General features: G+C 49.5%; 22 protein-coding genes. 15 read left to right on the top strand and 7 right to left on the bottom strand.

Annotated elements, in window-relative coordinates; all coding sequences use genetic code 11:
• Positions 1–16: 16 nt before the first annotated feature.
• Entirely contained in the window at positions 17–937 is a 921-nt protein-coding gene (locus AACH44_RS12350) for a Kdo(2)-lipid IV(A) acyltransferase (protein WP_261848463.1), read from the top strand.
• A 159-nt stretch (positions 938–1,096) separates the two neighbouring features.
• A complete protein-coding gene (locus AACH44_RS12355) occupies positions 1,097–2,569 on the top strand; it encodes an IS1182 family transposase (RefSeq protein ID WP_338659255.1) in 1,473 nt (490 codons plus the stop codon).
• 104 nt (positions 2,570–2,673) lie between these two features.
• Here the strand turns inward: AACH44_RS12355 and mdoH are convergent, their stop codons facing one another.
• Positions 2,674–5,238 (bottom strand): glucans biosynthesis glucosyltransferase MdoH, encoded by a 2,565-nt coding sequence (gene mdoH / locus AACH44_RS12360; protein WP_261850169.1) that lies wholly within the window; start codon positions 5,236–5,238, stop codon positions 2,674–2,676.
• Positions 5,231–6,733 (bottom strand): glucan biosynthesis protein G, encoded by a 1,503-nt coding sequence (locus AACH44_RS12365; protein ID WP_261850170.1) that lies wholly within the window; start codon positions 6,731–6,733, stop codon positions 5,231–5,233. The genes mdoH and AACH44_RS12365 overlap by 8 nt, the downstream gene beginning before the upstream one ends.
• 442 nt (positions 6,734–7,175) lie before the next feature.
• Here AACH44_RS12365 and AACH44_RS12370 point away from each other — a divergent pair, with 442 nt between their 5' ends.
• A complete protein-coding gene (locus AACH44_RS12370; RefSeq protein ID WP_261850168.1) occupies positions 7,176–7,676 on the top strand; it encodes a DUF2946 domain-containing protein in 501 nt (166 codons plus the stop codon).
• 100 nt (positions 7,677–7,776) lie between these two features.
• Positions 7,777–9,228, top strand: coding sequence for a PepSY-associated TM helix domain-containing protein (locus AACH44_RS12375; protein WP_338659256.1), 1,452 nt, complete (start codon positions 7,777–7,779; stop codon positions 9,226–9,228).
• Positions 9,229–9,342: 114 nt separating this feature from the next.
• Here AACH44_RS12375 and AACH44_RS12380 read toward each other — a convergent pair whose 3' ends face one another.
• From AACH44_RS12380 to AACH44_RS12390, 3 genes are all read right to left on the bottom strand, one after another.
• Entirely contained in the window at positions 9,343–11,007 is a 1,665-nt protein-coding gene (locus AACH44_RS12380) for a methyl-accepting chemotaxis protein (RefSeq protein WP_261850166.1), read from the bottom strand.
• Positions 11,008–11,737: 730 nt separating this feature from the next.
• A complete protein-coding gene (locus AACH44_RS12385) occupies positions 11,738–12,019 on the bottom strand; it encodes a hypothetical protein (RefSeq protein ID WP_261850165.1) in 282 nt (93 codons plus the stop codon).
• A gap of 158 nt (positions 12,020–12,177) precedes the next feature.
• Positions 12,178–12,477 carry a hypothetical protein gene (locus tag AACH44_RS12390; protein ID WP_261850164.1) on the bottom strand — a complete coding sequence of 100 codons (300 nt, stop codon included), beginning with the start codon at positions 12,475–12,477 and terminating at the stop codon, positions 12,178–12,180.
• 157 nt (positions 12,478–12,634) lie between these two features.
• On the opposite strand from AACH44_RS12390, the gene AACH44_RS12395 reads away from it, so the two are divergent.
• Positions 12,635–12,820, top strand: a complete 186-nt coding sequence (locus AACH44_RS12395) for a GhoT/OrtT family toxin (protein ID WP_261850163.1) — start codon at positions 12,635–12,637, stop codon at positions 12,818–12,820.
• An 80-nt stretch (positions 12,821–12,900) separates the two neighbouring features.
• Positions 12,901–13,407, top strand: a complete 507-nt coding sequence (locus AACH44_RS12400) for a DUF523 domain-containing protein (protein WP_261850162.1) — start codon at positions 12,901–12,903, stop codon at positions 13,405–13,407.
• A 52-nt stretch (positions 13,408–13,459) separates the two neighbouring features.
• Here the strand turns inward: AACH44_RS12400 and AACH44_RS12405 are convergent, their stop codons facing one another.
• Complete coding sequence (locus tag AACH44_RS12405) at positions 13,460–13,888, bottom strand: universal stress protein (RefSeq protein WP_261850161.1); 429 nt, start codon at positions 13,886–13,888, stop codon at positions 13,460–13,462.
• 392 nt (positions 13,889–14,280) lie between these two features.
• A complete protein-coding gene (locus tag AACH44_RS12410) occupies positions 14,281–15,315 on the bottom strand; it encodes an IS110 family transposase (RefSeq protein WP_261850241.1) in 1,035 nt (344 codons plus the stop codon).
• A gap of 153 nt (positions 15,316–15,468) precedes the next feature.
• On the opposite strand from AACH44_RS12410, the gene AACH44_RS12415 reads away from it, so the two are divergent.
• The 9 genes from AACH44_RS12415 (at position 15,469) to AACH44_RS12455 (ending at position 23,309) form a co-directional block, all read left to right on the top strand.
• The gene (locus tag AACH44_RS12415) at positions 15,469–16,506 is read left to right on the top strand and encodes an IS630 family transposase (RefSeq protein ID WP_338659257.1); all 1,038 of its coding nucleotides are present in this window, start codon (positions 15,469–15,471) and stop codon (positions 16,504–16,506) included.
• A gap of 83 nt (positions 16,507–16,589) precedes the next feature.
• Complete coding sequence (locus tag AACH44_RS12420) at positions 16,590–16,799, top strand: TraR/DksA family transcriptional regulator (RefSeq protein WP_261848512.1); 210 nt, start codon at positions 16,590–16,592, stop codon at positions 16,797–16,799.
• 381 nt (positions 16,800–17,180) lie between these two features.
• Entirely contained in the window at positions 17,181–17,414 is a 234-nt protein-coding gene (locus AACH44_RS12425) for a hypothetical protein (protein ID WP_261848511.1), read from the top strand.
• Between the two features lie 72 nt (positions 17,415–17,486).
• Positions 17,487–18,149, top strand: a complete 663-nt coding sequence (locus tag AACH44_RS12430) for a lytic transglycosylase domain-containing protein (RefSeq protein WP_261848510.1) — start codon at positions 17,487–17,489, stop codon at positions 18,147–18,149.
• Positions 18,150–18,151: 2 nt separating this feature from the next.
• On the top strand, positions 18,152–18,421 hold the full coding sequence (locus tag AACH44_RS12435; protein WP_025760057.1) for a TrbC/VirB2 family protein: 270 nt from the start codon (positions 18,152–18,154) through the stop codon (positions 18,419–18,421).
• Between the two features lie 11 nt (positions 18,422–18,432).
• Complete coding sequence (locus tag AACH44_RS12440; RefSeq protein ID WP_261848509.1) at positions 18,433–21,168, top strand: VirB3 family type IV secretion system protein; 2,736 nt, start codon at positions 18,433–18,435, stop codon at positions 21,166–21,168.
• Positions 21,169–21,190: 22 nt separating this feature from the next.
• On the top strand, positions 21,191–21,919 hold the full coding sequence (locus AACH44_RS12445) for a type IV secretion system protein (protein WP_261848508.1): 729 nt from the start codon (positions 21,191–21,193) through the stop codon (positions 21,917–21,919).
• An 11-nt stretch (positions 21,920–21,930) separates the two neighbouring features.
• Positions 21,931–22,206, top strand: a complete 276-nt coding sequence (locus tag AACH44_RS12450; protein ID WP_095101046.1) for an EexN family lipoprotein — start codon at positions 21,931–21,933, stop codon at positions 22,204–22,206.
• A gap of 71 nt (positions 22,207–22,277) precedes the next feature.
• A complete protein-coding gene (locus tag AACH44_RS12455) occupies positions 22,278–23,309 on the top strand; it encodes a type IV secretion system protein (protein WP_261848507.1) in 1,032 nt (343 codons plus the stop codon).
• The last annotated feature ends 56 nt before the right edge of the window (positions 23,310–23,365 follow it).

The following is a 23,365-nucleotide window of genomic DNA, read 5'->3' on the forward strand; positions in this document are numbered from 1 at the left end:
TGTTGATACTGAGACTATGACACAAATCCCTTCTTTTAATCGTTCATTGCTACATCCGCGCTACTGGCTCACCTGGTTAGGAATCGGTATCCTTTACCTTATCGTCTTACTGCCCTACCCCGTACTTTATCGTATCGGTGCCACACTCGGCTATCTGGCAATGCACCTGCTGCCGCAACGAGTCAAGATCGCCGCCCGCAACCTTGAATTGTGTTTCCCAGAGATGCCGCAAATTGAACGGGATGCATTAGTCAGGAAAAATTTCGAATCTGTCGGCATGGGTGTGGTTGAAACGGGTATGGCCTGGTTTTGGCCGAATTGGCGTCTTGAACGCTGGTTTACGGTCACAGGACTTGAGCATATACGGCCAGAGAATGAACGAGAGCAGGGTGTATTACTCATCGGGCTGCATTTTTTAACGTTGGAGCTCGGGGCGCGAGTCTTTGGTATGCACAATCCGGGGATCGGTGTGTATCGTCCAAACGATAACAAGTTGATTGACTGGTTACAGACCTGGGGCAGACTGCGCTCTAACAAATCCATGCTCGACCGGAAAGATCTTAAGGGCATGATACGTGCCCTCAAACAGGGTGACATCATCTGGTATGCTCCAGATCATGACTATGGCCCACGCAGCAGCGTGTTCGCGCCTCTGTTTGCGGTAGACACCGCGGCCACAACCCGCGGTAGCTATATGCTGATCAAAACGGCACATCCGGCAATCATTCCTTTTGTACCGCGCCGATTACCTGACGGAAAAGGTTACGAACTGCGAATCCAACCTGCTGAGCAAGGCGCACCGGTAGACAGAGAAACCGCGACCGCAGCGTGGATGAACAAAGTTGTTGAAAAAAATATTCTGCTCGCGCCGGATCAATACATGTGGTTGCATCGCCGTTTCAAAACCCGCCCAGAAGGCGAACCGTCCTTTTATTAATCCATACGTTCTTATTACTTCTTTCAGGAACAGCAACTCCTTGTAAGGGGTAAAAAAAAGCAACGGCGACTGCCGTTGCTTCAGATTGATGACAAAGTCCTGGCCGTGAAGCCAGGATTTTGATCTAATAAGGTTAGTGCAAAAAACGGACTGACCGCCATGCTCAGAGAACCCTCCCCGCAGCAGTACCAGTTTGAAACCATCACCCTCGACGAACTTGTCCCAGAAGACCATCTGGTCCGTAAAATCGATGCTGCCATCAATTTTGAATTTATCCGCGATGCCGTTTCCCACCTCTATTGCCCCGATAACGGCAGGCCTGCTATCGACCCCGTTCGCCTGATTAAAATGATGCGGTTGGGCTACCTCTTCGGTGTCCCCTCTGAACGCCGTCTGGTCAAGGAAATCCAGGTCAATGTCGCTTACCGCTGGTTCCTGCGCATGGGCTTGACCGAGAAGGTCCCGGACGCCTCTACCCTTAGCCAGAACCGTATCCGTCGATTTAACGGCAGCGATGTCTTCCAGCAGATTTTTGACCATATCGTGTTACAGGCCCTGAGTCAGGGTATGGCAAACGGTCGTGTGCTCTACACCGACAGCACCCACCTGAAAGCCGATGCCAACCCGCGCAAAGCCGTGAATGAACTGCGCCCTGAAGGGGTCAGTGAATACTTCACGCAACTGAATGACGCGGTGGAGGCCGACAGGAAACAACGCGAAAAAAAGCCGCTGCCCGCCGCAAGAAAAGCAACCCAAAACGACGCCGTTAAAAACACCAAAGTGAGCACCACCGACCCGGAAAGCGGCTTTATGCACCGGGACAACAAGCCGAAAGGCTTCTTCTATCTGGACCACCGCACAGTAGACGGAAAGCATGGCATCATCATGGATACCCATGTGACACCAGGCAATGTGCACGACAGCCAGCCCTTTATCGGGCGACTCGAGCGGCAGGTAGAACGCTTCGGTCTGGAGCCGGTGGCGGTGGGCGTGGACGCGGGTTACTTCACGGCGGCGGTGTGCCAGCTCACTCAGGAGATGGGTATCGCGTTGGTTCCGGGCTATCGCCGGCCACACAAGGGTCAGAACGCGTTCCAGAAGAAGCACTTCAGGTACGATGAGGAGCGCGATGTGTATGTGTGCCCGGCAGAGGAGTTACTGAACTACAGCACGACAGACCGTAACGGCTATCAACATTACCGTTCAGACCCGACAGTGTGCCAACGGTGTGAGCAGAGACGGCAGTGTACGCAGAACAGCAAAGCGCAGAAAACGCTAACCCGGCACGTCTGGGAAGCATCGAAAGAGGAAGCCAACAGGTTACGGCTGACGAAATGGGGCAAAAAGATATACGCCCGGCGTAAAGAAACGGTGGAGAGAAGCTTCGCGGATGCGAAACAGCACCATGGTCATCGATATGCCCGGTTCCGTGGACTGTCGAAAGTACAGATGCAGTGCCTGCTTGCGGCCACAGCGCAAAATATGAAGAAGATGGCGCTGCTGGCGCTTCTTTATTGTCTTTATGTGTGGCTGAAAAGGTCTTGTGAAGGTCAATACGCCGCCTTGGGCAAGCAGAAAGCTCAAATGACGAGGTTGTGGAAAAATATCGCGATCGCGACCTGCGGTCGCTAAAAAAGAAGAACCCCACCTGAAAAAGTGGGGTTAGTCAGCAGTCTGAAGCAACGGCGACTGCCGTTGCTTTTTTTCATGCTACCACTCTTTCACACCACAAACTGTTAGCTTTTGATATGAGGTGCGGGTAGTTTTTGGTAAGACACAACCCACGCCGCATAGGCTTCCGGTTTTTGCCATACATGGTAGTGCAAGCGCGAGATCGTAACGGGATCGCTAAGCAACGCCAGACGCTGATTATTAGTCACTTCTTCCGGTTTTCGATTCAAAGCATCACGTACATTCTGCTCGCGCACGTCCTCAATCGCCCGACTAAAACGGTGACGTGCCGTCGCCATTGCGCTGGCAAGAGCATTAACGGACGGATCGAAGACAGCCTGCATAAACCCGTCATCGAGCCTACGCTGGTGGTTCAATCGGCAATATTCATCCGTAGCAACCAATTCACGCGGCGGGTTGAACTCTTCCGGTATCAGTAGCAGCTTCGCACGCTTACAACCCAATCCCAATGCTGCACGGCTTGAATAAACCGACACAAACGGTGACAGAATCAGTGAGAAGACAATCGGCGACAGCCACCACAAGAAACGCAAATCCAACCATGCCATGCCAATCGCCCAGACCAGCCCCAGAACCAGTTGGGATCCGTGGCGTACAAACGCTTCACTCCACGGCGTCGCATCATCATCACGCTGCGGAGAATTCCACTGCACTGACCAGCCGAGGAACGCGCTAACCACAAATACCGTGTGGAATAACATACGAACCGGAGCCAGCAGAACTGAAAACAGCATCTCCAGCAACAGGGAAAAGAACACGCGGAAAGCACCGCCGTACTCTTTAGCCCCTTTCGCCCACACCAGAATCACGCTCAGCAGTTTTGGCAAAAACAGCAACACAAGTGTCGTGGAGAAGAGTGCGATAGCCAGTTCTGGTCGCCACTGTGGCCAGACGGGGAACAACTGTCTGGGCTGTAAGAAATACTGAGGTTCCATCAGCGTATGCACGACCTGCAAGGCCGTCGAGAGCACCAGAAACATAAACCATAGCGGTGCAGACAGGTAAGACATCACGCCAGTCAGGAAAACTGCACGGTGAACGGGATGCATACCTTTAACCAAGAACAACCGGAAATTCATCAGGTTGCCATGGCACCAACGGCGGTCACGCTTCAGTTCATCCAACAAGTTAGGTGGCAGCTCTTCATAACTTCCTGGCAGGTCGTAGGCGATCCACACACCCCATCCGGCACGACGCATGAGCGCCGCTTCAACGAAGTCGTGAGAAAGAATCGCACCAGCGAACGAGCCTTCACCCGGCAGTGGTGCTAACGCACAGTGCTCGATGAACGGTTTCACGCGGATAATCGCGTTATGTCCCCAGTAATGCGACTCACCGAGTTGCCAAAAATGCAGGCCAGCGGTAAACAGTGGCCCATAAACACGCGTCGCAAACTGCTGGCAGCGTGCATACAGTGTATCCATGCCGGAGGCTTTCGGCGAAGACTGGATAATACCCGCATTCGGATTCGCTTCCATCAGTCTGACCAGCGACGTCAGACATTCACCGCTCATGACGCTATCGGCATCCAGAATCACCATGTAGCTATACTGGTTACCCCAGCGACGGCAGAAGTCATCGATATTGCCGCTTTTACGTTTAACACGACGACGACGACGACGATAGAAAATTCGCCCAGCTCCCCCAACATCACGACATAGCTCCATCCAGGCTTTTTGCTCTGCCACACAGATATCGGGATCGTTACTGTCACTCAGGACATAAATATCAAAATGCTCAAGGTTGCCCGTCGCTTCAACCGATTCATACGTCGCGCGTAGCCCCGCAAACACACGTTCTACGTCTTCGTTACAAATCGGCATGATCAATGCTGTGCGATGCTCAGGGTTCAGTGCCTCATTACCCACCGTCGTGGAAGAGATACTGTATTTATCTCGCCCAATCAGCAGTTGCAGAAATCCCATCAGCGCCGTCCAGAAACCAGCCGATACCCAACAGAACAGCACTGCAAATAGAACGAGTATGCCGCTTTGCAACACGTAAGGCAGCAGTTGCATCAGTGAGCGCGTCCAAGGCTGACCCGCCATTTCAAACGGATCGATCAACGCCCAGCCCTGATAAGGCAGTATCGTTTTCATGTACCAGGTTGCAATGGCAGTCTGGAACAGCGTCAGCACCAGCAGGATATAGCGGCGAATAGTTCCCACCAGACGCCAGCGATTTTCGGAAATTTTCTCTTCCGGGCTGTAATGAGGACGAGGTGGCACAGTCCGACCGAGTAGACTTTCCCACCAGCGAACCAGCGGGTTAGTCCGCCAGACGTCGGGAAACATCGAAGCGCGGGTAATGACTGGCATCGCTTTTAATGCCGTCCGCCCTTCTCTGTCTGTGCCGAGTTGCTTACCATTATCTAAACCATCAGACCAAGCCATGTCTAAACGTGCCTGCACAGAATGCAGCGCAACATCCTCCTCGGCCTGAACATTAATCTGATTACCTTCAGACTGGTTACCTTCAGATAAGGCCTGATGCAAAACGGCCTGATCGTTCCAGGCCGCTTGCGGTAATTTTTCGCGAAGAACCTCTGCCTGCTCAGCAGGCAGAGGGAGTTTCTCAATATAATCGAGAGAAGAAGTTGACTTATTCATTAGCAGGCAGCTGATTGCTCCAGGTTTCAGTCAGTGTCGTCTCGCCATTAACCAACGCAGCTCTCATTTCAGTCGGCTGTTTCGCATCTTTCACACGCAAACGCAGCGTCAGACGCCAGCCATGAGTTACTGGGTTATAGCGAACATTATTTTCTACAATTTCGCCGTTATCGCCAATGCTGACCTGAGAGGCTACCGGAGCGTTCTCATCCAGCTCTTTTAAATTCGGCCCAATGAAGTCCACAATATAAGCGATCGTGCCGTCAGGCTGGCGGATCAGGTTAGATTGTTTGACATCACCGGCAGAACGGCGAGTCTGCTGAACGTAGGCAACGTTCGGGGAATGCAGCTGATCTTCATCGCGCGTAAAGTGCAGACGATATTTAATATCCAGCGGTTTACCCGTTTCTGGCAACACATCCGGCGTCCAGAAGGCAACGATGTTGTCATTGGTTTCATCCGCAGTAGGGATTTCAACCAGCTCAACTTTCCCTTTGCCCCACTCGCCTTTCGGCTCAACCCAACCGCTTGGACGTAAATCGTAGCGGTCATCAAGATCTTCATAGGCTGTGAAATCGCGGCCACGTTGCAGCAGTCCAAATCCTTTCGGGTTCTCTACTGCATAGGTACTCACTGACAGGTGCTTCGGATTATTCAGCGGACGCCAAATCCATTCACCGTTACCGGCATGAATTGACAAACCGTTGGAGTCGTTCAGCGCAGGGCGATAGTTTAGCGTCGGCGACGGCTGGTTCGGCCCAAACAGATACATACTGGTCAGCGGAGCAATTCCCAGCTTGTCCACTTTATCACGCAGGAAGACTTTAGCCTGAACATCTACGACGCCGTCACGCCCTGGATACACGGTAAAGCGGTAAGCCCCTGCGGCACGCGGTGAATCCAGCAGCGCATAAATCACCAAGTGTTTATCATTTGGTTTTGGACGTTCAATCCAGAATTCACGGAAACGCGGGAACTCTTCACCAGAAGGCAATGCGGTATCAATAGCCAGACCACGGGCGGATAAGCCATAAATCTGGCCTTTACCTACCACACGGAAATAGCTGGCACCCAGCATGCTGACGATTTCATCGTTCTTATCTGCTTTATTGATCGGATAGAGAACTTTAAAACCGGCAAAGCCGAGGTTTTTAACAGCCTCAGGATCGTGATTGACGGAACCAAAATCAAAATACTCAGGTGAGTATTTAATCTCATCAACCGTTGTCGCCGTGACTTCATTAATTTTCACCGGAGTATCAAAATACATCCCCTGATGGTAAAACTGTAACTTGAAGGGTGTCTGTACATTATTCCAGTATGATTTATCGTTATTGAAACGAATTTGCTGGTAGTCCGCAAATTTCATATCGCGGAATTGCGCAGGAAGATTACTTTTCTGCGCTTCAAAACCCTTTTGTGCCAGCTTTTCAGCCTGCTGTGCCACATCATCAATAGAAAATGCCCAAGCAGGCACTGCGCTTACAGACAGCATAATGGCGGCGGACAGCCAGCGAAGGCTAACAACCCGCTGTTTAAACCCAAATTTATTATCCAGCACAGCTCCCCCTGTTGGTGTGCTTCAATCAACTAAAATCCATATTAATGGATAAGTTAGCTTTCCGACAACTTGATAAAGATATTGTTCATAATAATAGGTTAGCGTTTAAACAAAGAGAACGCTAAAGCATGATAAATCGGGTTGTAAAAATGGAAAACAGCCACGGACTATAGCGAATATCGATCTAGACGGGCGTAGGATTACTCCGTTTACGTCTGCAACCCTTCTATGACTCCACCGATAAAAATCGGAACGTGTAGCTACGCTAACACACAGATGGCCTAAAGCAGGGTCGGCATAAACATTTGTGTAACAAAGCAAGGACAAGTAAAGTATCCTCCTTGGCTGAACCCGGTATGATTGAATTAAGACTGCTATGCTTTTGTCCGCACTACGACGGCGAAGTTTCCCAGCCTGGGTCGGCATCTTCGCTATTTTGACCATATTCATTGCGCCAGTGATTTCACAGACACTGGTGCCTCGTGATCATGGGCTTTATGACGATGGCACAACCGCACATCACACTACCACGCACAATAGTACGACCTCTCATAGTAGAAACGTACATGATATAACCGAGCCCGCCAGTAACAGCAACGATATCGCTGAGCAGCATCACAATCATACTGGACACGCGATGTCTGGGCATCACGCGACGCAATCACACCATTTGCACGCATCGCCATCTATGATGATGGATCATGCTGCTTGTGGTTATTGTGTCCTTTTTGCGTATACGCCAGCGCTGTTCGCAACAGGTTCTCCTAATCCCATATTGACAGCGTCTTTATCTGAAACGCTAGCCATACATTTTATTTCCCGGATTGCTCTTCCCGAGCGTTACACCTCTCCTGTGGTGCGTGCACCACCGCTCTGAACGCTGCACGATCATGCCTGCGGGCATTTATAACGCATCCGCTATACCCCTTCAGGTATGGTGTTTGAGCCTTTTTTGCTAAAGAATTTCAGAGGGGTCTATGTCACACCCTAATCAGGCATCGGTCACGGCTGCCGCAATCGTTGCCCTGCTCATCCGGCTTCACTTTTATATTGGTATTTTTGTCGGTCCTTTTATTTTCATCGCAGCCCTGACAGGAACGCTGTATGTCCTAACGCCGCAGATTGAAAACCGATTGTATTCACACCAGCTTTTCACTGAAAGCCAGGGCGCGCCACATTCGCTAGCAGAACAAATCCATGTTGCGCAGGCTGGGCTCGCTCACCGTCAGGATGCAAAATTACTTGCGATACGCCCTGCACCTGCCGCGGGAGAAACGACCCGGATCATGTTTGCCCTACCGGAGTTGGAACCATCGGAAAGCCGTGCTGTTTTCATTGACCCCATCTCACTGGAAAATCGCGGCAGTGAGATTGTCTATGGCACCAGTGGCATTCTGCCATTTCGTACCTGGCTTGATTATCTGCATCGCGGGCTGCTATTAGGCGACGTCGGGCGTAATTACAGCGAACTGGCAGCATCCTGGCTATGGATTGCTGCCTTGGGCGGCATTGTCATCTGGTGGTCAACCCGGCAGATGTCATCAGCAACCAAACGGCGGAAATTAAAAAATAGTCAGACGACGGCAGCGAAAACGCAACGCCTACGCCATTGGCATGCCACGACGGGACTCAGCCTCGTACTTGGTTTGCTCTTTTTCTCCGCAACAGGGTTAACCTGGTCGCAGTGGGCTGGGGGCAATATCTCTGTCGCACGTACCGCTTTAGGGTGGCAAACCCCATCGGTAAAAACCCAGTTGTCCGCACCGATGTCTCATCATGACATGATGCACGGCCACGATATGGCGATGACAACAGACGAACATGCGGAGCACCATGCGTCAATGCCGATGGAAAATGTCGAAGCCTATTCACTCGCGCTATTTGATGACGTACTGGCCACCGCACGTGATGCCAGGATTGATGCCAATAAAATCGAAATTCGTCCTGCAACCAAACCACACCGAGCCTGGACCGTCAGTGAGATCGATCATTCTTGGCCAACGCAGGTTGATGCCGTGTCGATTAACCCTGATACGTTGGAGATTGTAGACAAAACCGATTTCAACACCTTCCCACTTGCCGCCAAACTCACCCGTTGGGGAGTGGATGCGCACATGGGCGTGTTATTCGGTTTACCAAATCAGTTGATTCTTGCGGCATTTGGCCTTGGGCTTTGCGCGATGATCGTGTGGGGCTACCGGATGTGGTGGATACGTCGTCCCAAATATCGTCATGGCGCGAATCCAGTCAACACGCTGACAGCGGCACTATTGCACGTGCCAGTTTTTCACCGGGTATTGATTGCGCTCATTACGCTGATGCTGGCGCTGAGTTTGCCCGTTATGGGAGTCAGCCTACTCGTCTTCCTACTGATTGACGTTGTTCGATGGTATATAAGCTATCCCAAACGGGCTATTGTCAAAAACTGATTTCTTCACGGTTATCATCACTTGACTCAGCAATAGAAAAAAACCGCCATTGTGTAACACAATTTGTGCAATACAATGGCGGTCAATCAGTAAGAGTCGATTAGCAACAAGGAATTAGAATGTGGTCCAGTCCGCCAATTCACCTTTGCCAGACGTTTTTTCCGTTCGGGCACTGTTAGGTGCAGCCAGCGCAGGCGTTTCTGCTTTTCTCGTTAACGCAGCACTTTTATAAGATGCACCGAGGTTGAATACGCTGACCGTACGCGCGAGGCTATTTGCCTGATCCTGTAAAGAGAGAGCCGCAGCAGCAGATTCTTCAACCAATGCCGCATTTTGTTGGGTTGTGGTATCAATCTGCCCCACGGCCAGATTGATTTGATTGATGCCATCACTTTGCTCACGACTGGCCTGCGCAATTTCGCTGATGATTCCTGTTACGCCCTGCACATTCGTCACCAGTGAATTCATCGTGATGCCAGTTTCTTCCACCAGTCCCATGCCATCCTGCACTTTCTTAAACGAATCATCGATAAGTTCTTTGATTTCTTTTGCCGCCGTAGCGCTTCGCTGAGCCAGCGCACGAACTTCACTGGCGACAACGGCAAACCCTCGCCCCTGTTCACCCGCACGCGCGGCCTCGACGGCCGCATTGAGCGCCAGAATATTGGTTTGGAAAGCAATGCCATCAATTACACCGATAATTTCCGCCATACGCTGTGACGAATCGCGAATACCACGCATCTCCTGCGTTACTGTTTCCATCATCGCGCCACTTTTCTTCACGGTTGCAGAAGCGCTGGCCGCAAGATCTGTCGCCTGCGCCGTATTATCCGCAGTATTTCTTATCGTCGACGTCAACTGTTCCATTGATGACGCGGTTTCTTCCAGCGAACTTGCCTGCTCTTCCGTTCTGGCGGATAAATCCTGATTCCCCGCAGCAATTTGCGATGCGGCGCTGGAGATCGTTTCTGCGCCGTCACGCACCTGACTGACAATCTGCCTCAAACTACCGTTCATGTTATTCAGGGCGGATAACAGCTGACCCGTCTCATCTTTACGGTCGGTATAAACCTCAGAGGTCAAATCACCTTTTGCGACATTTTCGGCAACAACGAGAGCCTCCTGTAGCGGTTGCGTTACGCTGCGGGTAATCAATGAAGCAATAATTAGTCCCGCCAGTGCACTAATTATAATGATGGTAGCGAGGACCATCAGCGCATTTTTATAGCTTTCACCAACTTCTAGCGCTGAAGATGACATCTTATCATCCTGTATATCGATGAACGCCTTTACTTTGCTAGTGTATTTCTCTTGAGTAACACGTGTGACATTGAAATATTCTTCAGCCGCCGCATTCGTATTCCCTGCCAAGACCAGTGAAGAAAGTTTGTTCGCTGAACCAAGAAAATCGCGTCGGATATCGCCAATATCGCGCAGTACTGCAATCGATTTATCATCATTAACGGATTGATTCAAATATTCCATGAGTTCAGATATCTTTCCTGAACGCGCTTTGTTCAACGACAACTGTTTATTGATTTCACTTTCTGATTTAAGTAATAACAACAGTTGCTGATTGTTGAGGTAGCCATTTAGCTCATCAATGAGTTTATTGCTCTTGACGGTTAATGGGTAGTTTTGAGAAACAATATCATCCATTTTCTCATGAAAATCACTTAGCTTTGAAATTGCAACGCTGCCAATTATCAGAAGCATTAGCATCAGAAAAGAAAACCCTGCTCCCAATCGATATCCTATACGCCAGTTAGACAAACCCATTAACATCTCCTTAATTAACATTCTCTATCTGTATAAAAATACGTAATTTAAAAAATTAATATTTATTAATAAATGCAGATAGCTCCAATATTCTTTTTCATAACAAAAAATACACATCCCTGAGCAAATCGTTTATAGGCTTTTAAACAATATGCAAGTAGATATGCTCATCAAACCACACGCTTCGTGGCGCAGTTACCTGACTTTACATACTAACATCCCATAAAATTTGGGAGGATCACCATGGCTAAAATTAGGATTGAATAGCAACGACAAATACCAATACACGTCAGAGCAAATTTTCCTTACGCCAACGTCGGTATCGGCCTTTTGTAGATAATCTTTATATTTTCTAACTTATGGTATTCATATCTACTTAATCGATCATTTTACAACAATCTATCTACTTATAAGATATATGCATTTTCAATAAACATAAAAATTGCATTTAAGATATAACAATAAACCCAAAAATAAATAATAACAATTTGTCATAATTTTAAATAAAAATATGTTGATTGATATTATGTCGTGCACAGGGAATAGGGATATATATAAATAAACGAATAGTATGAGAAAACCTTCATTCCAATGATTTTCACTTTCTATACGAACATCATGCCCCAGGCAAAAAAAGACTCACCCAGCCACTTTTTTATCAAGATGGCTGAGTGATTTAATGTTTTTATTTATTTCTACACTGTTCAGAGATCCGAGTCATATTTCAGTATTACTTTTTCTTAGACGTTACTTTGGATTTACCTTTCAGTAATTCCCGAAGTTTTTTGAGTTCTTTTTGCGTCAATGGCGCTTCTGTACCTACCTCTTCAGTTCCCTGGCTATCCACCGATTCAGAAGACGGATCAGAGATTAGATGGCTTTCATCAAAGCTCCGCAGTAACCGGGCACTGACTTCTGCACTGATTGATACTTCGTTTTCCAGGGCTGCAGCTTTGATTTTTTCTTTCAGCTCAGGGGAAATTTTCAGGGACAGGCTAGATATCTCACTCATTTTATTACCTTTCTCATGGGGTAAAAGAGTAACCTATGACACCGAGTCAGCAATGTCTATAGTGAAATAAAAATTTAATATTTCTGTCATAAAAATGACGCCATTATTTTCTTAGCTCGGAGATTATTATTTCACTATTTTTATTTCTTCAATATGCGCTATTTATTTCCGTTTTTCATTTTCCAGTCGTCAATCATTTTTCTGCTCACATCACCTTTGTAACAAATTGGCGAATAGCCCCCTGCCCGACTCCATGCACTACGCTTACCACACTGACTACCATTACGTGCTGAATTATAAGGACAAGGACAATTTCCTGAATAGGCAGAAATCGATGCCTGGATGATCTTTTCTTTGATCTGCTCGTCAGAAATCCGAGAATTTTTCGCCATACTGGGTGTAGAAAAGGAAAGCAAGGTCACAGCAAAAACCATCGCAACAGCCTGCGTTATTTTCATACCGAAGGTCTCACTTTACGCAGAGGTTGTTAACTGTAGTACAAAATAAGTACTACCGAACAGGGTCTTACCTAACTACTCATTATGGGTTAAAAAATTGATCATAAAATATTAACGACATAAAATGCAGGCGCTTCGAGGATAAAAGGAAACAAACGTGCCACATCACTCCCTATGGGAACTCATTAAACTTACCTACACGATCGGTTTTATCGTTTCCTTGATCGTTACTTTCTTGTTAAGTAAAGATAAATCCCTATTCATTCGCTTTTTTGCGTCGTTAATGGTGGCTCTAACCTGGCCGTTGAGCTTTCCTGTTGTTTTGTTGTTCTCAATTTTTTAATGTGGTGTTTATCTTCCTGACAGGCTTGATGACTCAATGCCGTAACACCGATGCTCACCTTCTAGAGAGAATGCCCCGCGATGAGTAACATTCTGATCAGTGCTTGCCTATCAGGTTTCCCCGTGCGCTATAACGGCACTGAAAAAAAATCTGTCAGCGACTATCTTGCTCAGTGGCGACAACAGGCACGGTTGGTCACATTTTGCCCGGAACTGGCTGCCGGTTTCTCAACCCCCAGACCTTCAGCGGAGATTATTCCGGCCTCTGGTGACAGTTCAGTTATCAAGGCGGGTGCCAGAGTTGTCGAAGCAACCGGCAGCGATGTGACCGCGCGTTATATTCTGGGAGCGTGGTTAACACTACAAATGGCACAACAGCATAACTGCCGCTTTGCTCTCCTTACGGAAGGGAGCCCATCCTGTGGCAGCAATATTATATACAGCGGACGATTTGATGGCTCACAAATGAAAGGCAGCGGTGTTACCGCCGAATTGTTACGTCACCATGGTATCGACGTATTTTCCGATTGTGAGATCGAACGGTTAATCGAACGTGTTGAATATTGCGATCGTCATACTAAGGCATAGCAACGCTGCTGATGATACCAACCCCAAATGAGCAGCAGCGTTAGACAAAGAATTAACGAACCACTAATACGGACATCTTTGCATGGCGAACGATGGCGGCAGCATTTGAGCCGAGTAAATAGGTTTTCACATCCGGCCGTCGCGAACCAATTACAATTAAATCCGCATTAATTTCCTCTGCCAACGATAGTACTTCGTCTCTGGCCGAGCCAAAACTAACACTACATGACACACGCGATGCAGGAAGCTCGATCGTTTTCATCAGTAATTTAAGCTTGTCATTCGCCTTCACCACGGCTTCATTCTCAAACTCTTTTATTCCAAAAGAATAAGCGGATAAAAATGCCGAGGCATCAGGAAGGGCATGAAAGAGGTGTATTGCAGCACCTGACATTTTAGCCAACCTGACTGCATGCGTAAGCGCATGTTTGGTGAGTTCATCTTCTTCTATATCTACTGGCACCAGGATGCTTGTGTACATAATCACCTCTCCCTACGTGGATAACTGATTATCTGTCAGTATGTAAGAAGCGTAGTCTGCTCGTCGTCAGCAGAATATGATCCCGTTCACTTTTACGCATGTTGCCCGCAATTTTTAACCTAATGGGTACTAAATAGCTTTGCAAAATAGTAGATCATATATGGACGTCCCGTGGCGTACAAGTACTGACGTGATACGGTTTGCTGTCATATATCCGGCGTCTTTTTGGGAAAATTTTCCCGCGCCATGATGTCATCCGCACCCTGTTTCCTTATCACTTGACCGGTATTTTCTACCTGGATCTACTTCAGGTTATTACAGGGTTGGTTTACCGTTTTCTCATCAGTGCCTGCAAACTCAGGAAATCTTTTACTTTGTGCCGAACTAAATCATTACTTCATCGCAAATGCCTTATCCATATTGAAATCAACCGGTTCAGACAGCAACCGCCAGACAATACGTGTTAACTTATTTGCCAGCGCCACGGTGGCTTTCATTTTTCCCCGTCGCTCAGTGACATGATTAAGCCATCTTCCAAGACGGTCATCCCGCTTTTGGGCACAGCGCATGACCGCTCTGGCTCCATGAATGATGAGTGTCCGAAGGTCGCAGTTACCATTTTTAGTCATCGAAGTGAGGATGTGTTTCCCGCCGGAACTATGTTGCCGGGGAACCAGACCACACCAGGCGGAAAGTTGTCTTCCGTTAGCAAATTGTTCTGCATCAACCTCACTTAAAAAAGCGGCGGCGATGAGCGGGCCAACACCCGGTATAGTCATCAGTGCTCGATACCGGGGTTGCTGTTGACACAATGCTGCGATTTCATATTCTGTTGAACGAATATATTCATTCAGTGTGTGGATGTTTTCCAATAAAGTGGAAAGCAAATGGCGTAATACCGGAGACACAGGCTTTTCCGCATCTTCAATCAAATCGGGTAATCGCTGTTGCAAAGTGTGTATCCCAACCGGGAACTCGAAGCCCTGCTCAGCGGCCAGAGCACGAATTTGATTGGCGGCGGCGGTGCGCTGTTCGACCATCAACTGACGGGCACAACGCAGCGCTTTGATATCTTGCTGCTCAAGAGTTTTTACAGCAACAAAGTGAATCCCCGGACGAAATGCCGTCTCACATATTGCTAGAGCATCATTGGCATCATTTTTCTGATGACGAGTTAACGCCTTTACATGTTGGGTTGGAATGAGCCGGATGGCGTATCCCATGGATTGGAAAGTCCGCCCCCAGTAATGCGAGGTTGCACAAGCTTCCATTGCGATAAGTGTATCCGGCGGGAATTGACGAACAGTATCTAACAGCTTGCTGCGAGAAACTTTTCGATTCCAGGCAACGGTCCCATCATTCATCCAGACACAAAGCTGAAAAACGGATTTAGCCAGATCGATACCGACGACTTTTATCGTGTTCATGATGTTGTTCCTCTATAAATGGGACGGCTCAACATAAGTGTGGCAGGATTATGTTGAGGAGGGACGTCCATCACATCACTCGAAGGGAACTCAGTCCGATTTAAGCGATCTGATCAATCGCCAAATATCCCACATCACTAACCGGACTGAGTTATGCCGATCATAGCATTTATCCCTGATGAAGAACGACGTCTTATGAAAAGAGAAGCTCAACAAACTCATGATAAAAACCACGCTCGCCGACTGATGGCGATGCTCATGTTGCATCAAGGAATGACCGTTACTGAGGTCGCCAGAATATTGTGTGCGGCTCGTTCCTCGGTAGGTCGGTGGATTAATTTGTTTACTTTATATGGTGTTAATGGATTAAAAAGTCTCAAGCCCGGTCGTGAGCCACAGTGGCCGGTTGATGATATCTTGCGCATTCTGCCGCTTCTTGTGCAGCGTTCACCACAGGATTTCGGCTGGCTGCGCTCCCGCTGGAGTACCGAACTTTTGGCGCTTGTCGTTAATCGGCTTTTTGATATCTCGCTTCATCCCGTCACATTGCACCGCTACCTGCGACAGGCTGGCCTTGTCTGGCGCAGAGCCGCGCCGACACTGAAGATAAAAGACCCTCAATATGAGGAAAAACGGACAGCCATCGAGCAAGCTCTGGTGCAAAACTCGGTTGATAATCCGGTGTTTTATCAAGATGAAGTCGATATCGATTTAAACCCGAAAATTGGCTCGGACTGGTGTCTAAAAGGACAGCAAAAACGCATCGCCACGCCGGGGATAAATCAAAAACATTACCTGGCGGGCGCGCTGCATGCAGGGACAGGACAAGTCCATTATGTCAGCGGCAGCAGTAAGAACTCTGACTTATTTATCAATCTGTTAGTAATATTGAAACGAACATATCGGCGGGCCAGAACGATAACGTTGGTGGTTGACAATTATATCATTCACAAAAGCCGCAAGGTCGAACGATGGTTAGCAGGTAATAAAAAGTTCAGGATACTGTTTTTGCCAATCTATTCTCCGTGGCTAAACCCGATAGAGCGGCTATGGTTGTCGTTACATGAAACGGTAACGCGTAATCATCAATGTCGGTATATGTGGCAATTACTCAACCGTGTTACTCAGTTTATGAAGGCCGCCTCACCGTTTCCGGGTAATCAGCACGGACTGACCAAAGTGGAGCGGTAATATGCAAAGCTATTTAGCACTCACCACAGTCTGGAAGCGGATTACTCTTTGCGAGCAGGAAGTTGCCAGTTGGAGGGCATCGCATGCCGGATGAGATCGACCGCGATCAGGCCTTCAATGAGCAACGATTGGAAGAGATGATTGAACAGAGCCGTTTCAGACCGGGGGGAATGCCCTCGCTGCTCCATTGTCGTTTGTGTGGTAAAACCATTCCGGAAAAAAGGCGTCAGACACTGCCGGGTATAACGACCTGTACGGAATGTCAGGAAAAACTTGAACGCCGCCGACGTTAATTTAATCGGTAAGACGTGGGGAGATTTCTCTCCACGTCTTTATATATACTTTAAAATACATATAAAGCTTTATATTTTATTCTGCAACCCTCCCCCCAGCATTCATAATCACCCCCATAAACTCTTTTATTTTAATTTTTAATTTCCTGTTCAAAAATAAATTCTTATCATTCATCCTTAATACACCACTCTTAACAACTGAACTTATGGACGTTAACTCGTCCGGGCTGGGGATTGCTCTTTAAAAATATGGGACGGGCTGTCACACAACCACAATTCAGGTTGCCGCTGAATGTTCTCGCTGACCCGTTAAAACCGGAATGCAGAACCGGGATGTGATGAAAGAACGTATTTTTAACTGTCTTATTAAAAGGGCTCATCATGAGAAAACCCGATTATTACGCCTATGTTGTCCAGGAAAGTCAGCCGGACACTCAGGGCGAGAAAAATACATACTGGACAAAAGTCGGCGTTGCCTTTGCTCACCACGGTAAAGCCGGTCTGAATATTGTCCTTACACCCGGTATTGCCATCTACGGCAAACTGATCCTGCTAGAACCCAGCGAGGAAAACAATCCGCCGCAGAGCACGGCTTCTGTTGAAACCGCACAGTAATTCCCCTTAATTCTGACTCCACAGCATGCAGCGTCAACTGACCCTGCATGCTGTCTGCTTTCTGAGGCCATCATGCTTTCCACCACTGCCTTTCTGGCGGCGGCCATGCAATGCGCCGCCAGCATTCATCCGTCCACGGCACTCGACGTGGCACGGGTGGAATCCGGTTTTAACCCGTACGCCATCGCCGAGATAGTCCCGAAATCCGAAACATCTTACGGCAATAAACACGTTATTTCTCACCAGCCAATCAGGCGGGGAGAGGCAGAGCATATTCTCCGCCGCCTGATGGCTCAGGGCCGCCGTTACTCTGTGGGACTGATGCAAATAACCAGTTCCAATTTTCGTCACTATGATGTGAACGCCCGCGATCTGCTCGATCCCTGCGTCAATCTTTCCGTCTTTGAACGCATACTTACTGACTGTTACCAACGCGGTGGCACCCTGAAACGAGCGCTAAGTTGCTATTACTCCGGCAACTTTGAAACTGGCTTGCGATCAGAATCTGCCTTTGACCAGACCAGCTATGTGCAGCGCATTGGTTATGCCGTTCCGTCCACACAGGAAGACCGCCCGCGTGCTCCTGATAGAAACGCGCCACCACCTGTTCATTACCCTGCCGTTGTACTGCGCGGGGAGCCTGCCGATGTCTCCAGGGCGGTTCTGACTTCTCTGCATTATCCCAAAACCGTCATTCGCGGCACCGTTCCTGTTGCCATTCATGAGGAAAAATAATCATGCGCAAATGCAATACAACAGTTACTTCCTTACTGCTGTCCACTCCGGCGCTAGCGGTAGATGGCGGATTTAACAAGGCGAATGAAACACTGAGCAACACCTCAACCGGTCTCCTGGGACTGGCAGCTGTCACTATCACGCTGGCGACCATGTGGGTGGGCTACAAGGTGCTGTTCGACGGCAAGAGCCTGCACGACATGCGTAACGTCATCATCGGCGCGATCCTGATTGTCGGCGCGTCCGGCTTCGGTGCCTACTGGGCGTCATAAGAGAGGCAACGATGGCTACGCTGAATAAAGCACTAACGCGGCCTGCCGCCATTATGGGTATTCCTCTGGTGCCGTTCGTTCTCGTCAGCGGGGCCATCGTCCTGCTGGCGGTCTATTTCAGCTATTACCTGGCACTGTTGCTGCTCCCGGCCTGGGCGGAAATGAAAAATAAAGCCCGAAAGGACACTCATTATTTCAGTCTGCTCTGGCTGGCGTTTAAAACCCGTGGACGACTTTTCACCAATACCCATTTTGGCGCGAATGCCTTTCTGGCAAACCAGTACGATAACGTTGATGTCTCGGAGTTTATTCAGAAGATGAAATTAAACGAGCGTATTACGCTGGATAAATATATTCCGTACTCCTCCCATATTCACCCTTACGTCATCAGAAACCATCACCGTGATTTTGTTGCCACCTGGGAGCTGGGCGGCACAGTCTTTGAATGTGAAGACGAACATCATCTGACTCTGATGGCTACACACCTGAATAACGTTATTCGTTCATATGAGGGTCTGCCGGTAACATTCTATATTCACCGGCTTCGTGAAAAATACCATGATGCTTTTGAAGCCTGTTCGGGTATTCCCTTTTCCGATGACGTGACCCGGCGATATTACCAGCCGGTAAAAGAAAAACCGTTCTGGCGGCACCGGCTGTTTTTCACCGTCTGCTACGCGCCGTTCTCTCAAATTGAGAAGAAAGCAATGAAAGCGCAACCGCACGGTAAACGCCGGGCGGCGCTGGATGACGCGCTCAAAATCATGCTGGAATACCGCAAATCTCTGGAATCTTCATTATCCCGCTATATGGCAACGCCGCTGGGGGTATATGAAGAAAACGGGCGGGTATATTCCTCGCAACTGGCGTTCTTCCACCGCCTGATCACCGGACAGTGGCAGAAAGTGGCCGTAACGCGCTCGCCGTTTTATGAAACATTAAGCACGCCGGACGTCTTTTTCACCACCGACACCGGTGAATGCCAGACGGTCAGCGGTTCCCGCTTCTTCCGCAGCCTGGAGATTAAGGATTATTCCCCGGAAACCCATACCGGTATGCTTTACGCTGAAAGCGAGTATGTTCTGACGCAGTCCTTTACCTGTATGGCACGGGATGAGGCGCAGAATCATATCCGGCTGGCGGAAAAACGGCTGAATTCGGCAGACGATGACGCGATTTCCCAGCGTGAAGAGCTGATTGTCCTGCGCGATCTGCTTCAGTCCGGACATGTGTCGTGCGGTAAATTCCACTTTTCCCTTCTGGTCTCCTCAGACAGTGCCCTCCAGGTGGTAAAAGACACTAACGCGCTGGCTCAGCCCTTCACCGATCTTGGCATTATGACGACGCTCTCCACCCTGTCACTCCCCGCCGCGTATCTGGCGCAACTGCCGGGCGTCTATACGCTGCGCCCCCGGCTGGTGGCCGTCAGCAGCCAGAATTTTGCCGATATGGCCTGCCTGCATAACTTCCATCCCCACAAACGCAGCGGTAATCCGTGGGGGGAAGCCATCGCCCTCCTCACATCTCCCGGCGGTGGCGGGTATTACCTCAACCTGCATGACAGCCAGGCCGGGCGGGATGACACCGGTGAGAAAACGCCGGGGAATACGGCGATTATCGGGAAAACCGGCTCCGGTAAAACCCTGCTGATGACCGTCATGCAACAACTGATGCAGAAGTACCGTAACCCGGTGTCGTTTGCACCTTCTGTGCCCCTCAAACGGCTGACCACGGTGTATTTCGATAAGGACCGGGCGGCGGAGATGGCGATCCGCCAGGCGGGCGGCCGTTATTTCCGTATCCGTACCGGTGAGCCCACCGGCTTCAACCCGTTTGCGCTGGAGCCAACCCGCCGGAACATCATTTTTATCAAACGGCTGGTGCGCATACTGTGCCGCCGCAACGGTAAGCCGCTCGATCCGCGCGATGAGGAGCGGATCAGTGCCGCCGTGGACACCATCATGCTGGACTATCCGCCTGAGTACCGTCGATTCGGGATATCCCGGCTGCTGGAAGTGCTGCCGGAGCCGCCGACCACAGATGCCCGCACCAACGGGCTGCGTATTCGCCTGAAACAGTGGGCGCAGGGGGGCGAGTTCGGCTGGGTGTTTGATAACGAGGCTGATACTTTCACCATCAGCGATGTTGATAACTTTGGTATCGACGGCACTGAATTTCTGGATGATGACGATATTCGCGGCCCCGTGACCTTTTACCTGCTGTACCGTGTGACCAGTCTTCTGGACGGTCGCCGCCTGGTGATGTTTATGGATGAGTTCTGGCGCTGGCTGGCCGATGTCGAATTTTCCCGCTTCTCGCTCAATATGCTGAAAGTCATCCGCAAGCTGAACGGTATCTTCGTTCCGGCAACACAGTCACCGGATGAGATCGTCAGACACCCCATCGCCCCGGCGATTATTGAGCAATGCGGTACCCAGATTTTCCTCGCCAATCCGAAAGCCAGCTATGCGGATTACGTGGAGAAAATGAAAGTACCGGACAGCGTTTATGACACGGTCAGAAACCTGGATCCGGGCGAGCATTATATGGTCATCCTGAAAACCCCGCTGCGGGCCGGGGAAACCCGCCCGTTTGTGGCGATGGCAAAAATGGATCTGTCCGGACTGGGTAAACTCACCCGGCTTCTCAGCGGCAGTGAGGACAACCTGAAAATATTCGATGCCATTTATCAGGACGGTATGCGACCTGATGAATGGAAAGACGCTTTCCTTGAGCGGGCAATCTGAAAGCCATCCGGAGGTAATATCAATGCGTTCCAGGAATCACTTTCTGGCATTATCTTTATTTTTCTCGACGCAGGCGTTCAGCGCCGGAATACCGGTTTTCGACGCCGTGCAGAATACCGAATCCATTAATCAGTGGATGCAGAAACTACAGCAATGGGAAGATACGGCTACCCATTATAAATGTGAACTTGATGCATATAAGAAGCAACTGGCTACCGCAACCGGCGTGCGGGATATTCAGGGTTTTCTCAGCGATGCCCGAAGTCTGAAAACCGATATTGATAATCTCCGTAAGAGCGGTATTTCACTGGATGCTCTGCTGACCACGCAAAACAGTTCATATTCTTCTGAACTGCAAAACCTTTACAATAAATACAAATCATTCAGCGTATGCAGCGAGGAACAGGAAGGAATAAAATCTCAGGCCCTGGCCGACAGTTGTAAACAGATGATCCTCAATCAGGCAATGGCGATTGAGAATACCACTGACGTTGAAAACAGGATCAACAGCACACTCAGCGACATATCAGACTTATCTGATCGTATATCGAATGCGCAGGACTCGAAAGAGTCTCAGGATCTGGCTAACGCCATCGCGGCGAAAAGCGTACAGTTAAATGCGCTGACGAATCAGTGGGAGATGTCTGTCAGACAGGCTGAACAGCGAACGACATTGCTGGAACAGCAAAGACAGAAAGCCTTTCAACAGCAGCAGTTAACGGCACCTGTTGCTGACCTTAATAATTTATAAGGAGGTTATCCGTGCTCAGATCTTTATTCACCTTATGCACACTCTCAGGCGTGATATTACTGTCCGGCTGCAAGGAAACCAAATCCGAAGCCTGGTATAAGCAGCATCCTGACGAAACTTATGCGGTTTATACACAATGCCTGAAGGATGGCGAGGCAAGCGATAACTGTGAGTTTGCTCAACGGGCTGCCATTATGTTTGCTCAAATTGGCAAGGCCGGAATAAAAGAAAAATTTGAGACACTCTTTCAGCAGGAAGCCGAAAAGAGAAAATCCGTCACCCGGTAATATCTCCTTCAGCAAAACAGGGAATTCTCCCTGTTTTTTATTTCCTTTCTTTATATATCAGGTGAGGCACCATGTCCGGTGGTATTTTTGTTGGTATGGACAAAAACATCATGGATGGACTTAATACCGTACTGGAAGGTCAGTCTTCCACTTACGGCACGATGATCAGCGTCATCATCACCAGCTCTTTTACCCTGTTTATACTGTTTCGCGGTTACCAGACGCTGGCTGGCAAACTCCGGACCCCGGTTGAAGATGTCGTCTGGGATGTGGGGCGAATGTTGCTGATCACCACCTTTGCGTTAAACCGGGATGGCTGGCTGGATATGGCGGTAGCGGCTATCCAGGGATTCAAAGACGGTGTCAGCGGCGATGATAACGTCTGGGCGCTGCTTGATACCGTCTGGGAAAAGGCGCAGACACTGGGGCAGACGCTGTTCAGTATGGACACCTCGACTTACGTCAAACTGAATGGCGGCTTTGCAGAAGTGCTGGTATGGGGCGGCGCGATCGTTCTGTTACTGGCTGCCACCTTTGTCAACCTGCTCGCCGAAATCACCCTCCTGTTAATGACGACCACCGCGCCGCTCTTTATTTTCTGCCTGCTGTACGGTTTTCTTAAGCCGATGTTTGATAACTGGCTGAAAACGATTTTCGCGGCAATATTAACGATCATGTTTTCCGCCTTATCAATCCGTATCGCCATCAATTACCTGAATAAAATCCTTGATGCAGCGACCCGGACATCCAATGTCAGCAACATGGTTACGCTGGCAGCACAGTGCCTGCTGGCCGGGATAGCGGCGGGTGTGGTGGTCTGGTTCTCCGCGAAGCTCGCCAGCGCACTCAGCGGGGCCGCCGTACAGGCGGTGCTGCAGGGTGCAGCCATGAGTGGCCTGAGCGGACTGGCAAAGAAATCCGCCGACCTCACCGGGCCGGGGGTAAAGGGCGGAGCCCGCCTGGCTGCGAAAGGCGGCATGGCTGTCGCCGCGGCGACCGGCAGGCTCACCGGCGCAGGCGCGGGTAAAACCGTGAGCGCCTGGCAGAAACGCGCCGCCGCCATCGAAAGTATGAAACGCCTGAACCGGCAGCGTCACCGTTAATCCTCCCGATCCTTAATTTCCTTTCCCCGTCACGCTGTGGCCTGCGCCACCGGTGC

This window comes from Pectobacterium araliae (assembly GCF_037076465.1).
GTDB classification, from domain to species: domain Bacteria; phylum Pseudomonadota; class Gammaproteobacteria; order Enterobacterales; family Enterobacteriaceae; genus Pectobacterium; species Pectobacterium araliae.

Bases quoted from the DNA above. Each gene is read 5' to 3' on its own strand.
- AACH44_RS12435 (WP_025760057.1), top strand. From the start codon at position 18,152: ATGCGCAAATGCAATACAACAGTTACTTCCTTACTGCTGTCCACTCCG.
- AACH44_RS12455 (WP_261848507.1), top strand. From the start codon at position 22,278: ATGTCCGGTGGTATTTTTGTTGGTATGGACAAAAACATCATGGATGGA.
- AACH44_RS12380 (WP_261850166.1), bottom strand. From the start codon at position 11,007: ATGGGTTTGTCTAACTGGCGTATAGGATATCGATTGGGAGCAGGGTTT.
- AACH44_RS12390 (WP_261850164.1), bottom strand. From the start codon at position 12,477: ATGAAAATAACGCAGGCTGTTGCGATGGTTTTTGCTGTGACCTTGCTT.
- AACH44_RS12445 (WP_261848508.1), top strand. From the start codon at position 21,191: ATGCGTTCCAGGAATCACTTTCTGGCATTATCTTTATTTTTCTCGACG.
- AACH44_RS12430 (WP_261848510.1), top strand. From the start codon at position 17,487: ATGCTTTCCACCACTGCCTTTCTGGCGGCGGCCATGCAATGCGCCGCC.
- AACH44_RS12370 (WP_261850168.1), top strand. From the start codon at position 7,176: ATGCTTTTGTCCGCACTACGACGGCGAAGTTTCCCAGCCTGGGTCGGC.
- AACH44_RS12425 (WP_261848511.1), top strand. From the start codon at position 17,181: ATGAGAAAACCCGATTATTACGCCTATGTTGTCCAGGAAAGTCAGCCG.
- AACH44_RS12440 (WP_261848509.1), top strand. From the start codon at position 18,433: ATGGCTACGCTGAATAAAGCACTAACGCGGCCTGCCGCCATTATGGGT.
- mdoH (WP_261850169.1), bottom strand. From the start codon at position 5,238: ATGAATAAGTCAACTTCTTCTCTCGATTATATTGAGAAACTCCCTCTG.
- AACH44_RS12420 (WP_261848512.1), top strand. From the start codon at position 16,590: ATGCCGGATGAGATCGACCGCGATCAGGCCTTCAATGAGCAACGATTG.
- AACH44_RS12405 (WP_261850161.1), bottom strand. From the start codon at position 13,888: ATGTACACAAGCATCCTGGTGCCAGTAGATATAGAAGAAGATGAACTC.
- AACH44_RS12365 (WP_261850170.1), bottom strand. From the start codon at position 6,733: ATGCTGTCTGTAAGCGCAGTGCCTGCTTGGGCATTTTCTATTGATGAT.
- AACH44_RS12375 (WP_338659256.1), top strand. From the start codon at position 7,777: ATGTCACACCCTAATCAGGCATCGGTCACGGCTGCCGCAATCGTTGCC.
- AACH44_RS12415 (WP_338659257.1), top strand. From the start codon at position 15,469: ATGCCGATCATAGCATTTATCCCTGATGAAGAACGACGTCTTATGAAA.
- AACH44_RS12410 (WP_261850241.1), bottom strand. From the start codon at position 15,315: ATGAACACGATAAAAGTCGTCGGTATCGATCTGGCTAAATCCGTTTTT.
- AACH44_RS12350 (WP_261848463.1), top strand. From the start codon at position 17: ATGACACAAATCCCTTCTTTTAATCGTTCATTGCTACATCCGCGCTAC.
- AACH44_RS12385 (WP_261850165.1), bottom strand. From the start codon at position 12,019: ATGAGTGAGATATCTAGCCTGTCCCTGAAAATTTCCCCTGAGCTGAAA.
- AACH44_RS12355 (WP_338659255.1), top strand. From the start codon at position 1,097: ATGCTCAGAGAACCCTCCCCGCAGCAGTACCAGTTTGAAACCATCACC.
- AACH44_RS12400 (WP_261850162.1), top strand. From the start codon at position 12,901: ATGAGTAACATTCTGATCAGTGCTTGCCTATCAGGTTTCCCCGTGCGC.